This is a genomic window from Streptomyces sp. NPDC006487, assembly GCF_042870555.1.
Lineage (GTDB): Bacteria > Actinomycetota > Actinomycetes > Streptomycetales > Streptomycetaceae > Streptomyces.
The window spans coordinates 34379-47775 of the sequence record NZ_JBIAHN010000010.1; the positions used below are offsets into that span (position 1 = coordinate 34379).

The 13397-nt window shown below is 71.9% G+C and carries 14 protein-coding genes; 6 read left to right on the forward strand and 8 right to left on the reverse strand.

The features are described from left to right. The first annotated feature begins 138 nt into the window (after positions 1-138). Together ACFYM0_RS18460 and ACFYM0_RS18465 are read left to right on the forward strand one after the other, a co-directional pair. Positions 139-1350, forward strand: coding sequence for a polyprenyl synthetase family protein (locus ACFYM0_RS18460; protein WP_388502458.1), 1212 nt, complete (start codon positions 139-141; stop codon positions 1348-1350). After that, complete coding sequence (locus ACFYM0_RS18465) at positions 1347-1988, forward strand: biliverdin-producing heme oxygenase (RefSeq protein WP_388502461.1); 642 nt, start codon at positions 1347-1349, stop codon at positions 1986-1988. The genes ACFYM0_RS18460 and ACFYM0_RS18465 overlap by 4 nt, the downstream gene beginning before the upstream one ends. A 90-nt stretch (positions 1989-2078) precedes the next feature. Here the strand turns inward: ACFYM0_RS18465 and ACFYM0_RS18470 are convergent, their stop codons facing one another. From ACFYM0_RS18470 to ACFYM0_RS18485, 4 genes are all read right to left on the reverse strand, one after another. After that, positions 2079-3290 (reverse strand): pyridoxal phosphate-dependent aminotransferase, encoded by a 1212-nt coding sequence (locus ACFYM0_RS18470; protein WP_388502464.1) that lies wholly within the window; start codon positions 3288-3290, stop codon positions 2079-2081. Between the two features lie 384 nt (positions 3291-3674). Beyond that, the gene (locus ACFYM0_RS18475) at positions 3675-3980 is read right to left on the reverse strand and encodes a DeoR family transcriptional regulator (RefSeq protein WP_388502467.1); all 306 of its coding nucleotides are present in this window, start codon (positions 3978-3980) and stop codon (positions 3675-3677) included. After that, complete coding sequence (locus ACFYM0_RS18480) at positions 3977-5188, reverse strand: PTS transporter subunit EIIC (RefSeq protein ID WP_388503015.1); 1212 nt, start codon at positions 5186-5188, stop codon at positions 3977-3979. The genes ACFYM0_RS18475 and ACFYM0_RS18480 overlap by 4 nt, the downstream gene beginning before the upstream one ends. Positions 5189-5486: 298 nt before the next feature. After that, on the reverse strand, positions 5487-6158 hold the full coding sequence (locus tag ACFYM0_RS18485; protein WP_388502470.1) for a DUF4386 domain-containing protein: 672 nt from the start codon (positions 6156-6158) through the stop codon (positions 5487-5489). Positions 6159-6277: 119 nt separating this feature from the next. On the opposite strand from ACFYM0_RS18485, the gene ACFYM0_RS18490 reads away from it, so the two are divergent. Beyond that, on the forward strand, positions 6278-6961 hold the full coding sequence (locus ACFYM0_RS18490; RefSeq protein WP_388502472.1) for a TetR/AcrR family transcriptional regulator C-terminal domain-containing protein: 684 nt from the start codon (positions 6278-6280) through the stop codon (positions 6959-6961). A 181-nt stretch (positions 6962-7142) separates the two neighbouring features. Here ACFYM0_RS18490 and ACFYM0_RS18495 read toward each other — a convergent pair whose 3' ends face one another. The 4 genes from ACFYM0_RS18495 to ACFYM0_RS18510 form a co-directional block, all read right to left on the reverse strand. Next, a complete protein-coding gene (locus ACFYM0_RS18495) occupies positions 7143-7328 on the reverse strand; it encodes a hypothetical protein (protein WP_243340661.1) in 186 nt (61 codons plus the stop codon). Positions 7329-7407: 79 nt separating this feature from the next. Then, the gene (locus ACFYM0_RS18500; RefSeq protein ID WP_388502475.1) at positions 7408-8418 is read right to left on the reverse strand and encodes a YdcF family protein; all 1011 of its coding nucleotides are present in this window, start codon (positions 8416-8418) and stop codon (positions 7408-7410) included. A gap of 31 nt (positions 8419-8449) precedes the next feature. Then, positions 8450-10036 (reverse strand): amidohydrolase family protein, encoded by a 1587-nt coding sequence (locus ACFYM0_RS18505; RefSeq protein WP_388502477.1) that lies wholly within the window; start codon positions 10034-10036, stop codon positions 8450-8452. Between the two features lie 4 nt (positions 10037-10040). Further along, the gene (locus ACFYM0_RS18510) at positions 10041-11318 is read right to left on the reverse strand and encodes an amino acid deaminase (RefSeq protein WP_388502480.1); all 1278 of its coding nucleotides are present in this window, start codon (positions 11316-11318) and stop codon (positions 10041-10043) included. A 138-nt stretch (positions 11319-11456) separates the two neighbouring features. On the opposite strand from ACFYM0_RS18510, the gene ACFYM0_RS18515 reads away from it, so the two are divergent. The 3 genes from ACFYM0_RS18515 to ACFYM0_RS18525 all read left to right on the forward strand — a co-directional run bounded on the left by ACFYM0_RS18515 (position 11457) and on the right by ACFYM0_RS18525 (position 13282). Continuing rightward, positions 11457-12224, forward strand: a complete 768-nt coding sequence (locus ACFYM0_RS18515; RefSeq protein ID WP_388502483.1) for an IclR family transcriptional regulator — start codon at positions 11457-11459, stop codon at positions 12222-12224. After that, positions 12221-12634, forward strand: coding sequence for a RidA family protein (locus tag ACFYM0_RS18520; protein WP_388502486.1), 414 nt, complete (start codon positions 12221-12223; stop codon positions 12632-12634). The genes ACFYM0_RS18515 and ACFYM0_RS18520 overlap by 4 nt, the downstream gene beginning before the upstream one ends. 153 nt (positions 12635-12787) lie before the next feature. Next, positions 12788-13282 (forward strand): lamin tail domain-containing protein, encoded by a 495-nt coding sequence (locus ACFYM0_RS18525; protein WP_388502488.1) that lies wholly within the window; start codon positions 12788-12790, stop codon positions 13280-13282. The last annotated feature ends 115 nt before the right edge of the window (positions 13283-13397 follow it).

The following is a 13397-nucleotide window of genomic DNA, read 5'->3' on the forward strand; positions in this document are numbered from 1 at the left end:
GTGTCGGTGTCCGGATCGTCTGCGTCGGCTTGAATGCGTCTTGTGACGGTCGGGGAACGGCCTTCACTCTTCTCCTTCCGGTACCCGCACGGGGAAGTCCTTGCGGGCCGGTGTACGTGAAGTTCGGGGTGGGCGGTCATGGCTGGCACGAGAGACGCATCGGGTGCGCCGGACGCATCCGGCATATCCGCGGTAGAGGCAGTGGTGCGGAGCGATGCGGCGCTCCTGGAGGACGACCTGGCGGCCTTCCTGGGCTCATTGGCGGGGACGGGGACGGGGCCGGGGCCGGGGACGGGCTCGGGGGCGGCGGCGTCCGCGCCGCAGTCCGTGTACGAGGCGGCGCTGGGCCGTTCCCTGTACGCGCCGATCGCCGACGCGGTCGGCTCGAAGGTGGGCCAGCAGGCTCTGGCGCCCACCGCGGGAGCGCCCGCGGGCCGGGCCCCGCTGCGCCCTTCGATGGTGTTCTGGGCCTACCGCAACTACCGGGGCTTCCCCGGCCCGGCCGGGGAGGAGTCCTCCGCGGAGGACATGGCCGCGGTCCGCCGGGCGGCGGTGGCGGTACGCGTGCTGCTCAAGGCGGCCGTCGTCCTCGACGACATCCAGGACGGCAGCGGCATCCGCTACGGCGAGCCCGCCCTCCACGTCACCCACGGCATTCCGCTCGCCCTCAACACGGGCTCCCTGCTGATCACCGCGGCCCTGGAGCACGCGGCCGAGCCGGCCGTCGTGCGGAGCCTGCTGCGGTCGGTCGGCCGGGGCCTCACCGGCCAGGCCGTCGACGTCTCCACGCGCACCGCGCTCACCCGCGCCGAACTGGTGGCCGCGCCGCGCGCCGAGAGGGTGGCGTTCTGGGAGTCGACGGCCGCGCTCAAGACGGGCACGCTGTTCTGGATGCCGCTGGACGCGGCGGTGGCGGCCCTGGGCGTGGTGGAGGACGAGCGGCGGGTCCTGGACGGGGCGATGCGCGACCTCGGCCTGGCCAGCCAGCTCTTCAACGACCTGACCGACTTCGTGCCCGAGTTCGGAGGCCGGGGCGCCCACGAGGACTTCGGCCAGCTGAGCAACCGGGTCTTCCTCGAACTGCTCGACTCCGTGCCCGCGGACCGGCGTGCCTCGGGGGAGCTCGTCGGGGCACGGCTGAAGGAGTTCGTGCTCGGCCATCCCGATCTGCGGCAGACGCTCCTCCTCCTCGCGGCCGAGGCCGTGGAGCTCAAGCGCGCGGCGATGCGGGCGGTACGCGCCGTGTGCCGATCCGAGCGGAGCGCGCGGTACTTCGACGTGACGATCGAGCGCAAGGGGCACCTCATCGACCGGCTGCACGCGACCCTCCTGAAGGGGGACGGCGCATGAGCCCCACGGGCTGCCCGACGGTGGTCGAGCGCATCCGGGCGAGCACCCGTACCCGGCACGAGAACCTGGAGGCCACGGCCTTCTCCACGGCGATGCTCGCCGGGACGCTCCCGCTCGACCGGTACGTCGACCAGCTCGCCGCCTACCGCGTGGTCCTGAAGGCGCTGGAGGAGGAGCTCTCCCGCGCCACCGGCCCGTGCGTCACCTCGGTGTGGTCGGCGGACCTCGCCAAACTCCCTCTCATAGACCGAGACTTGACGTACTTCGCCGAGGGCGGGGTGTTCCCGGCGTCCGTCGCGGCCGCACCGGCGCAGGCCTTCGCGCGGGAGATCCGCGCCGCCGCGGCCTCGGATCCCCGGGCGCTGCTCGGGTTCCTCTACGTACTGGAGGGCTCCACGCTCGGCGGCACGATCCTGCGCCGGTACGTCGCCGAGGCCTACGGGCTGCGCGACACGGACGGCGTGACGTACTACGCCAGCGGCGACCGCGAGCGCTGGGCCCGCTTCACGGCGCGCCTGAACGAGGTGCTCCCCGGGCAGGGCGAGCAGGACGGAGTGATCACCGCCGTCGGGCGCGCCTACCACCACATCGCCGCGATCACCCGGGCGCTGTCCGCCGGCCTCGTCGCGGCCCCGTAGGAGGGCGCGACCCCGTGCAGCGGCACGGCCCCCGCGCGCGGCCCGTCCTCACGGGTCCGCGCGCGGGGGCCGTCCGCGCGTGCCGGGGCCCTACGGCTGGCTGTACCCGTCGAGGAAGTTGCCGATCCGCGTGACCGCGTCGGCGAGGTCCTTCGTGTTGGGCAGCGTCACGATCCGGAAGTGATCGGGCTCGGGCCAGTTGAAGCCCGTACCGTGCACGACCATGATCTTTTCCTCGCGCAGCAGGTCGAGGACCATCTGCCGGTCGTCCTTGATCTTGTAGACGGACGGGTCCAGCTTCGGGAACAGGTACAGCGCGCCCTTGGGCTTCACGCAGGTGATGCCGGGGATCTGCGTCAGCAGGTCGTACGCCGTGTCGCGCTGCTCCAGGATCCGCCCGCCGGGCAGCACCAGGTCGTTGATCGACTGGCGGCCGCCCAGGGCGGTGGCGATCGCGTGCTGGGAGGGCATGTTGGCGCAGAGCCGCATGTTCGCCAGGATCGTCAGGCCCTCGATGTAGGACGAGGCGTGCTTCTTGGGCCCGCACACCGCCATCCAGCCGGACCGGTAGCCGGCGACGCGGTAGTTCTTGGAGAGCCCGTTGAAGGTGAGCGTCAGGAGGTCCGGCGCGATGGCGGCGGTGTTCGTGTGCGTGGTGCCGTCGTAGAGGATCCGGTCGTAGATCTCGTCGGAGCAGACGACCAGGTTGTGGCGGCGCGCGATGTCCGTGAGCCCGCGCAGCATCTCGTCGTCGTAGACGGCGCCGGTCGGGTTGTTCGGGTTGATGATCACGATCGCGCGGGTGCGGTCGGTGACCTTGCGCTCGATGTCGGCGAGGTCCGGCATCCAGTCGGACTGCTCGTCGCAGCGGTAGTGCACGGCGGTGCCGCCGGCCAGGCTGACGGAGGCGGTCCACAGCGGGTAGTCCGGCGCCGGGACGAGCACCTCGTCGCCGTCGTCGAGCAGCGCCTGCATGGACATCTGGATCAGCTCGGAGACTCCGTTGCCGATGTAGATGTCCTCGACGTCCAGGTCGATGCCCTTGGTCTGGTAGTGCTGCATCACCGCACGGCGCGCCGAGAGCAGCCCCTTCGCGTCCCCGTAGCCGTGGGCGGTGCCCAGGTTGCGGAGCATGTCCTCAAGGATCTCCGGCGGGCACTCGAAGCCGAAGGCCGCGGGGTTGCCGGTGTTGAGCTTGAGGATGCGATGACCTGCTGCTTCGAGCCGCATCGCCTCTTCGAGCACGGGGCCGCGGATCTCGTAGCAGACATTGGCGAGTTTCGTTGACTGGATCACCTGCATGACGGGAGCTTACGGGTCCGGGTGCGGGCGCGCTCCGCTATTTGACCCGGAGTGGAGGGGCGGCCGGTGGACCGATATGTCCCCTTTCGCGCAAAGCTTGGGTGCGGGCGCCGCGAACCCTTGGAAACCGGGGCCGGCCCCCCGCTCCGGCCTGCGGAATGGGTGGGCCGGGCGGAGGGGGCCGGACCGGTGTTGCGCTCGTCACCCTGCCGGGTCCTAAGGTGTCCGGCGGCGCGCGGCGGTGATCAAGGGGTCGCGGAGCGCGGCCGCCGGCGCGGGCTGCTCGCGGCGCGGGCCTGAGGAACGCGAGCGCGCGGGAACGCGAAAGGGGCGGGGCGCCACCGGTCGGTCGGTGGCGCCCCGCCCCTGCTGTCGGGGTGGAGCTCAGGCGGCCGGGGCCGCAGGGGCTGCCGGATCCCTCGGATCCCTCGGATCGGCCGGATCGGCGGGGCGGCCCACGGGATCCGCGGGGTCCACCGGATCCGCTCCGGAGCGGATCCGGCGGACCAGGCCCCGGGCGTCCAGGTGTTGGAGGTCCCGGTGGATCGTCATCCGGCTGACACCCAGTTCCCGTACGAGGTCCGCGACCCGCACGCGGCCCCGGGTCCGTACCGAGCCGGCGATCAGCTCACGCCGCTCCTCGCAAGGCAGTCCCCGTCCGGGAGTGCGCCGCGCCGGGGGCACGGTCACTTCGCCTCGGCCTTGAGGATCTCGGCGAGCTCCTCGTCGGACTCGCGGCCCGGGGTCGGCAGGTTCCACTTGGTGATCGCGAAGCGGAAGATGAAGTAGTACAGCGCCGCGAAGCAGAGCCCGATGCCGGCCAGGCCCCACGGGTTGGACGCGATGCCCAGGTTGAGGAAGAAGTCGATCGCGCCGGCCGAGAAGCCGAAGCCGTCCTTCATTCCGAGCGACCAGGTCAGCGCCATGGACACACCGGTCAGGACCGCGTGGATCGCGTAGAGCACCGGGGCGATGAACATGAAGGTGAACTCGATCGGCTCGGTGATGCCCGTGACGAAGGCGGTGAGCGCGAGGGAGAACATCATGCCGCCGACGACCTTGCGGCGCTCGGGGCGCGCGCAGTGGGTGATGGCGAGGCAGGCGGCCGGGAGGGCGAACATCATGATCGGGAAGAAGCCGGTCATGAACTGTCCGGCGCTCGGGTCACCGGCGAGGAAGCGGGCGATGTCGCCGTGCTTGCCGTCGAACTCGCCCGCCTGGAACCACGGGAAGGAGTTCAGCAGGTGGTGCATGCCGACCGGGATCAGCGCGCGGTTGGCGACACCGAAGATGCCCGCGCCGACGGCACCGGAGTTGACCAGCCACTCGCCGAAGCCGTGGATGCCCTTGCCGAGCACCGGCCAGATCAGGCCCATGACGATGCCGATGACCAGACCCGCGAGGGAGGACAGGATCGGGACGAGGCGGCGGCCGCCGAAGAAGCCCGCCCAGTCGGGCAGCTTGGTCCGGTAGAACTTCTGGTACAGCAGCGCGACGACGATGCCCATGACGACACCGCCGAGGACACCGGCGTTGACGGGCGCCTCGACCAGGGCGACCTTGTGGTCGACGACGGCCTCGATCTTCGGCACGTTGCCGTCGGTGAAGGTGCCGAGCACCTTGGCGAAGACCAGGTAGCCCGCGACGGCCGCGAGGCCGGTGGAGCCGTCGGCCTTCTTCGCGTAGCCGACCGCGATGCCCACCGCGAAGAGCAGCGCCAGGTTGTCGAAGATGGCGCCGCCGCCGGCGGCCATGTACTTGGCTATCTCGTTGCACCAGCTCGGCAGCGACTCGCTGCCCAGCATGTCGCCCTGGCCGAAGCGCATCAGCAGCGCGGCGGCCGGCAGTACGGCGATCGGCAGCATGAGGCTGCGGCCGAGGCGCTGCATGACCGCCATCGCGGCAGAGTTCTTCTTGGCAGACGGGGCCGTCTGCTCGGCTGTACTCACGGTTGCTTCCTCCAGAGGAAACGGGGTGTGTTGCCAAGGCAGGCAGCGCTTGTGTGGGCTGGGCAACAGCTAAGGAAAATGCGCCATTTGCAGCGCGATGTTCCAGTTGTAACACGGTTAAAACCGCATAAACCCAAGGTCGGACAGACTGTGGACCTAGGACCCGAAGGCTGAGGTCCGAAGCCTCCCGAGGTGCGTGCCTTCCGGCGGTGCCGGAGGGTCCGGGTACCTTCCGATACGACTGCGGCTAGGCCGCGCGGGGCGCGGCGCCCGCGCCGGGCCCGAAGCCCCTGACGATCAGCCACCCGGCCAGTGCCAGCTCCCAGGCGAAGACCGGGAGGGCCGCGACCGCTCCCGCCGGGGAGAGCTGGTCGTAGGCGCCGAACATCACGGCGACGGCCGAGGCGCAGATCAGCGGTCCGCCGGCCAGCCCGAGCACGGCGATGGGGCGCGGTACGAGCCGTGCGCGGTACGCCGGGTACGCGAGCAGGGCGGTGTTCAGGCCGAGGGCGATGTTGGGCCCGAGCAGGAACGTCCAGTGGTGCACGGCCACGAGCGCGGCATCGGCGCCGTCCGCTGCCGCCGGGTCCCGCCGCAGGGTGATGAGCGCCAGCACGGCGACGATCCCGACGGCGATGACGGCCGCCTCCAGCAGCCGCCCGAAGGCGTACCCGAGCGCGAGCCCCTCCCCGCGGCGCCGCAGGACGGGGAACAGTGCCGCCCCGGTGCCGGCCACCGCCACCACGAGCACCACTTCGCAGAGCGCCCCGAGCAGGGCCTGGGTGTCGGCGCCCCGCGTGAGCCGGCCGTCCGCCGCGCCCAGCAGGGGGCGGTAGAGGATCGCCCCGGCTATCGCGGAGACCTCGGTCAGCAGGAACAGCGACCCGGCGGCCACTGCGGTTCTCCGGTCGGGACTCATCTTCTCGGCACCCCTCGCTCGATGGAGGTGTACGCCGTACACCTTGGGGCGACCATAGGTGTACGGCGTACACTCGTCAAGCAGGGGTGTCGTCGAGGCAGGGAAGGGACCGAACCGGAATGACTCGGCAGGAAGCCACGCACACGCAACGGATCCCGCTGAACAGGGACCGCGTCCTGCGCGCCGCCGTCGCGCTCGCCGACGCCACCGGCATCGACGCGCTCAGCATGCGCAGGCTCGCGCAGGAGCTGGACGTCGTACCGATGGCCCTCTACAAGCACGTGGCCAACAAGGAGGAGCTGCTCGACGGCATGGCCGACGCCGTCGTCGGAGAGATCGCCCCGCCGGCCGCGGGCCCCGGCTGGCAGCAGGTGGTCCGAGGGCGGATCCTCTCGGCCCGGCAGGTCCTGCTGCGCCACCCCTGGGCGGCCCGGGTCATCGAGTCGCGGACCGGCCCCACCCCGGCGGTGCTGGAGTACCTGGACTCGATGGCCGGGCTCCTGCGGGCCGGCGGCCTCTCCGCGGACCTCACGCACCACGTCATGCACGCGATGGGCAGCCGCCTGCTCGGCTTCAGCCAGGAGCTGTTCGACACCTCGGGGCCCTCCGGCCCGCCCGACCCCGCACTGGCGGCGCGCTACCCGCACATCGCGGAACTGGCCGCGACGGCCGCCCACGACGACGGCTCCACGGTCGGCGGCGGCTGCGACGACCAGTTCGAGTTCGAATTCGCCCTGGACCTCCTCCTGGACGGCTTCGAGAGCCTCCGCCGCCGGGGCTGGACGTCCGCGCGGAAGCCGTAGGGCGCCCGGAACCCGCAGGGTCGCCCGGGAGCCGTCAACGGCCGGCCGGGACCCTGGTGTTCACCGCCTCCGGGTAGGCGCACCGGGCCTCGCGGTCCCGGCCGGGCCCGCGCCGGCGGCGGTACGACGGCCGGCACCTGCAGCACGCACGCGACGGCCATCGCTCCGGCTCCGGGCCCGCCTACGGGAGGTAGCGTTCGAGCGCCCTCGCGCCCTCCTTCTCGATCAGCTTGCGTGCCTTCTCGACCCGCTCCGGAGTCACGTCCTGGCCGCGCGCCATCACGAGGTCCTCGGGGTCGAAGGGGTGCTCCGACCCGGTGTAGAGGTGGGCGGGGCGCTGGGGCTGCTGGTCCGATTCACTGTCCATCGCTACCTCCTGCTGTGTCCCCCTGGCCCCCATCCTCCGGCCGTGTCCCCAAGAACGCACCTCGGCGTCGCCCCGGCCGTCAGACCGACAGTGCCAGCGCCGCCGTGAGGGCGACGATGACGCCGCAGATGCTGAGGTTGGCGGTCCTGTGCTCCCAGAACACGGCCGCGAACTCGCGGATCGTCGCGCTCGGCCAGAAGTACTTCGCCGTCGGCGAGCCGAGCACCTGCCCGTTGACCCCGGCCTTGCGGGCCATCATCGCGGCGCGGAAGGCGTGGAAGTTGTTGGTGACCACCACGCAGCGGTAGGAGGGGACCTCCGCCTCCATGACGGTCCGGCTGAACCGGAGGTTCTCCTCCGTCGTGCGGGAGCGGTCCTCGAGCCGCAGGTGCTCCCTCGGTACGCCGCCCACGGTCATCAGCCAGTCCGCCATCGCCCGCGCCTCCGCGACCTTCTCGTCCGTCCCCTTTCCGCCCGAGGTCAGCAACAGCGGCGCCCGTCCGCCCCGCGCGATCTGGGCGTCGTGGATCGCCTGCCCCTTGCGCAGCCGCGAGGCCAGCAGGGGCGGGACCCGGTCGCCGCCGATCAGGCCGGAGCCGAGCATCACCACGTAGTCCACGTCCCCGCGCACCTTGATCCGCCCGTAGAGGTAGGCGTAGGCGAGGAAGCAGAGGAAGAGGAAGGAGACGTACGCGACGAGGAGGACCACTCCGGCCACGACGGCGTCCAGGGCGGGCGGCCCGGTGTCGGCCGTCACGAAGACGAACGCGATGAGGAGGAAGATCGCCACGCCCGCCGCGAAGGACAGCAGGTTGCCGGGCCGCCGGCCCTCCTTGCGGACCATCGTCAGCCCGTTGCCGATCAGGAAGACGCCGAGCGCGAGCGTGCCGACCGTGGGTACCAGGAAGACCGCCAGGACCACGGCCTGGGCCACCCCGGACGGCAGGCGCGTGACCTGGGACAGCAGTCCGACCGAGGTGAACATGAAGGTGAGGCCCAGGTAGACCGCGTTGCGGAAGCGGCGGCGGTCGGCCCGGACGCTCACGCCGAAGAGGGCGAGGAAGAGGGCGGCAGGGACAAATGCGAACATGCCGCTCATCGTAGGTGTGAAGTATGAATGTTCAGAGGCCGTTGTGCGTCCTGCGGCGGACGGCCCGCCCGGCGAGGACGTCCGTCCTGCGCCCGTCCCGGATGACGAACCGCCCGTCGATCAGGACGTACGGGATCCCGGAGGGCAGCGCGCGCGGGTGCTCGTACGTCGATCCGGCCGCGACCGTCAGCGGATCGAAGAGGACGAGATCGGCCCGGTGCCCGACGCGCACCAGCCCCCGGTCCGCCAGCCGCAGCCGGGCGGCGGGACGGCCGGAGAGGTGGGCGACGCATTCCTCGAGGGAGAGGACGCCCAGCTCGCGCACGTAGTGCCCGAGGTAGTGCGGGAAGGTGCCGTAGGCCCGCGGATGCGGTTTCGCGCCCTGCAGGATGCCGTCCGAGCCGCCCGTGTGGACCGGGTGGCGCATGATCGCCCGTACGTTCTCCTCGTGCCCGACGTGCTGCAGGATGCTCGGCCCGAGCCGGTCGCCCAGCAGCAGGGCCCGGGCCGTCTCCCAGTCCGGGACGCGCGTGCCGACGTACGCCCCGTAGGCCGGGTCCGTGGTTCCGGCGATCTCGATGGTCGACCAGTCGACCGGGACCCCGTGGCAGCCGTCGGCGCCCTCCACCTCCAGCGCGTGCCGGATCCGCTCGGCCTCGGCGTCGTCGCCGAGGCGCGCCAGGACCGCCTCGGGCCCACCCTCGTTCGCCCAACTGGGCAGCAGGGCGACCAGGGTGGTGCAGCCGGGGGTGTACGGATAGCTGTCGAGGGTGATGTCGGCCCCGCCGGCCAGCGCCCCGTCGAGCAGGGCGAGCAGTTCGCCCGCCCGGCCCCGGTTCTCGCCGAAGTTCATCGTGGCGTGCGCCAGGTGCAGTGCGCAGCCGGCCTCGCGGGTCAGCTCGACCATCTCGGCGTAGGCGGCCAGGGCTCCGCGGCCGTACGAGCGGTGGTGCGGGCAGTAGTAGCCGCCGTACCGCGCCACCACCCGGCACAGCTCGGTCAGTTCGGCGCCGGACGCGTACATGCCCGGGGTGTAGGTGAGCCCGGAGGACATCCCCGCGGCGCCCTGTGCGAGGCCCTCGGCGACCAGGGCCCGCATCCGGTCGAGCTCGGCGGGGGTGGCGGGGCGGTCGCCCCAGCCGACGACGTGGGCGCGGACGGTGCCCTGGGGAACCAGGTAGGCGGCGTTGACGGCGATGCCCTGCCCGCCGTGGGCCCGGTCCAGCCGGTCCAGGTACCCGCCGACCGTGCGCCAGTCGAAGTCGATGTCCTCGCCCGTGCCGTTCCAGCCGGCGATGGCGGCCCGCACCTCGGTCAGCGTGCGGTCGTCGACGGGGGCGTAGGACAGGCCGTCCTGGCCGAGGACCTCGAGGGTGACTCCCTGGGCGGCCTTCGCGCCGTGGTCCGGATCGCGCAGCAGGGCGAGGTCGCTGTGGGCGTGCATGTCGATGAAACCGGGGGCCAGGGCGAGGCCGCGGGCGTCGAGCGTGCGCCGCCCGCCGCCCGCGATCCGGCCGCCCACTTCGGCGATGCGGCCCTCGTGGACGGCGACGTCGGCGGTGTAGGAGGGCCCGCCCGTGCCGTCGACGACGCGGGCCCCGCGGATGACCAGGTCCATGGGCTTAGAAGAAGGTCCGGACGTACTCCGTGACCGTGCCGTCGGCCTCCACCACCGGGATCAGCGGCCACTTCTCGAAGATCGTGCACGGGTGGGACATGCCCAGCGCCACCCAGTCGCCGACCTCCACGTCCTCGGCGGAGTCCGTCTCCAGCCAGGCGTGCTGGTCGGAGAGCTTGAGGACACGGACCCCGGTCGCCGGGCGCTCGGCGCCGGTGAGCGGGTCACGGACCAGCTCCGCCTCGGGCAGCCCCAGGTCGTAGGCGATGTCCCGCTTGCCCGCGTTGATGAACGCCTGGGTGGGGGAAGGACGGGAGACCACTTGCGCCCAGAGCCGGAAGGCGGGGCGCAGACCGCCCTCCTCGGGGACCCGGTTGAAGGGGGTCAGGCGGGTGTACCAGCCGTGGTCGTGGGAGACGTACGCACCGGAGCGCAGCAGCTTCAGGACCGGCCGCGAGAGCTCCGGCAGCTGCGCGAACACGTCGGCGACGGCGTCGAACCAGGCGGAACCGCCCGCGCTGACGACGATCTCGTCGACCTCCGCGAACCGCCCGGCCTTGTCGAACTCGGCCGCGAGGCCGGTGAGTCGGCGCAGGTAGGCGTGCACGGAGTCCGGGTCGGCGCCGGGCACCTCCGCCTCGTACCCGGCGATGCCGACCAGGCGCAGGGTGTCCGTTCCCGCCACCGCGTCGGCGACGGCCCGGCAGTCCTCGTCCGTACGGGCACCCGTGCGGGCGCCCTCCCCGGCGCCGAGCTCGACGACCACGTCGATGCGCTGCTGCTGCCCCTGGAGGGCCCGGTCCATGAGCTGGACCCCGCGCACGGAGTCCACGTAGCACACGAAGCGGAAACCGGGGTCCGCGGCGAGCTCGGCGGCCACCCAGCGCAGGGCGGCGGCGTCGACGAGCTCGTTGGCGAGGAAGATCCGCTGGATGCCGAACGCCCGGTAGACGCGGGCCTGGTGGGGCACGGCGGCGGTGATGCCCCAGGCGCCGTGGTCGAGCTGGCGCCGGAACAGCTGCGGGGCCATGCAGGTCTTGCCGTGCGGGGCGAAGGCCAGGCCGTGGCGTTCGGCGTAGTCGCCGAGGGCGGCGAGGTTGTGGCTCAGCGCCTCCGCGTCGAGGGTGAGCACGGGCGTGGTGAACCCGCCGGAGTGGAGGCCCCGCCGCTGGGCGGTCAGCTCCCCGACGGTGAGGCCCGCCTGGGCGGCATCCGGGGGGAGTCCCTTGAACCGGTGGTCCACCGGCTCCTGGGCGAGGGCCTGGACGGGGTCGCTGGGCATGGGTGTGTGCCTCCCGGGCGGTTGCGGTTGTTGCGTAGAGTGCAACAGTCGTTGCGTGTGCCGCTGCATGCTGTCTAACATCCCGGATGACGACGGGTCAACGGGTCCGGGTCCCGGTTCCGTACGGAGGTGCGCGGCGTGAGCCAGTCGGTGGAGCGGGCGCTCCGGATCCTGCCTGCGCTGGCCAAGGGTCCGGCCGGGCTCGGCGAGGTCGCCGAGGTGCTCGGCGTGCACAAGAGCACGGCCCTGCGGCTGCTGCGGACCCTGCAGGAACACGGCTTCGCGTACCGGCAGGCCGACGGGCGCTACCGGCTCGGCGCCTCCCTCTTCGCCCTGGCCGCGGAGTCCATCGAGAACCTCGACGTGCGCGAGATCGCGCACCCGCACCTGCTGGAACTGAACCGGACCACCGGGCACACCGTGCACCTCGCCCTCCACCAGGACGACGAAGTCGTCTACGTCGACAAGGTGGACAGCCGCTACGCGGTACGGATGTACTCGCGCATCGGCCGGCCCGTCCCCCTCACCGTCGCCGCCGTGGCGAAGCTGCTGATCGCCGACCTGCCGGAGGCCGAGCGCCGGGCCCTGGCCGCGCGCATCGAGTACCCGGCCTACACCTCCCGCTCCACCCCCGACGCCGCCGCGTACCTGCGCGAGCTGGACCTCGTACGCGCCCAGGGGTGGGCCACGGACCTCGGCGGCCACGAGGAGTCCCTGAACTGCCTCGCCGCCCCCGTCCGCGGACCCGACGGCCGCGTGGTCGCCGCGATGTCCGTCTCCGCCCCCGGCGTGGTCCTCCCCGTCGCGGGGCTGCTCGAACTCCTCCCGCTCGTACGGCAGACCGCCGACGCCATCGGCCGCGAGTACTCAGGCTCGGGCCCCGCACAGGAAGACAGGCAGCCATGACCGACAAGATCGCGATCGTTCCCGCCACCCACACCGCCCCGCCCGCGAAGTTCTCGCACGGCGTCCGCAAGGGCAACATCCTCCAGGTCGCCGGCCAGGTCGGGTTCCTCCCGCACGTGGACGGGCAGGAGCCCACGCCGGCCGGCCCCACCCTGCGCGAGCAGACCCTCCAGACGCTGGAGAACGTCCGCTCCGTCCTGGAGGCGGGCGGCGCGGGCTGGGACGACGTGATGATGCTGCGCGTCTACCTCACCGACACCGCGCACTTCGCGGAGATGAACGAGATCTACAACGCCTACTTCGAGGAGCAGAACCTCAAGCAGGCCCCCTCCGCCCGCACCACCGTCTACGTGGGTCTCCCCGGCGGCCTGCTGATCGAGATCGACGCCCTCGCGGTGCTCGACGCCTGAGTCCGAGCCGGTGCGCGAGCCGGTGCGAGCCCTGCGCCCCACGGGAGTTGGTGGCCGGGGCGTACGTCTCACGTTGTGTGCATAACGGCGAGAACCTTCCACATTCTGTGTATCTTGAGCGCGCTTTATACACACAATGTGGGGGGAACTCTCTTGCGCAAGATCTCCGTCATAGCCGCGGCCGTCGCCACCGGCACGCTGGCCGCCCTCGCCGTCACCCCGGCCCAGGCCGCCGAGTCCGGCTATTCGCTGAAGGTCCGCGGAGTCCAGTACGACGCCCCCGGCGCGGACTCCAACAGCTGCTCCACCGGCAACACCGCCGCGGAATACCTGACGATCAAGAACTACTCCACCACGGCGACGGTGAACCTCAAGGGGTACGTCGTCAAGGACGCCACCGGCAACCGCTTCACCTTCGCCAACAACCACTACCTCCAGCCCGGTGACTTCGTGAAGCTCCGTGGCGGATACGGCACCGAGTCCGACGCCGGCAACGTGGCCTACCGCGGCAGCTGCAACTTCATCTGGAACAACGACCGCGACACGGTCTACCTGTCCACCCCGTCCGGCAAGTCCGCGGATTCGCACGCCTACACCAAGAGCGGATCCGACTCCGACGGCAACGGGTACATCACCTTCCACGGCTGACCGGCACGCACCGGCGGCGGGCCGATTCCCGCCGCCGGCACCGCGTTCCCGGACGGGGAGGCGATCGCGCATTGGGTACCCTCACGGATGACTTCGGGGCGCCGGCGGGGGCCGG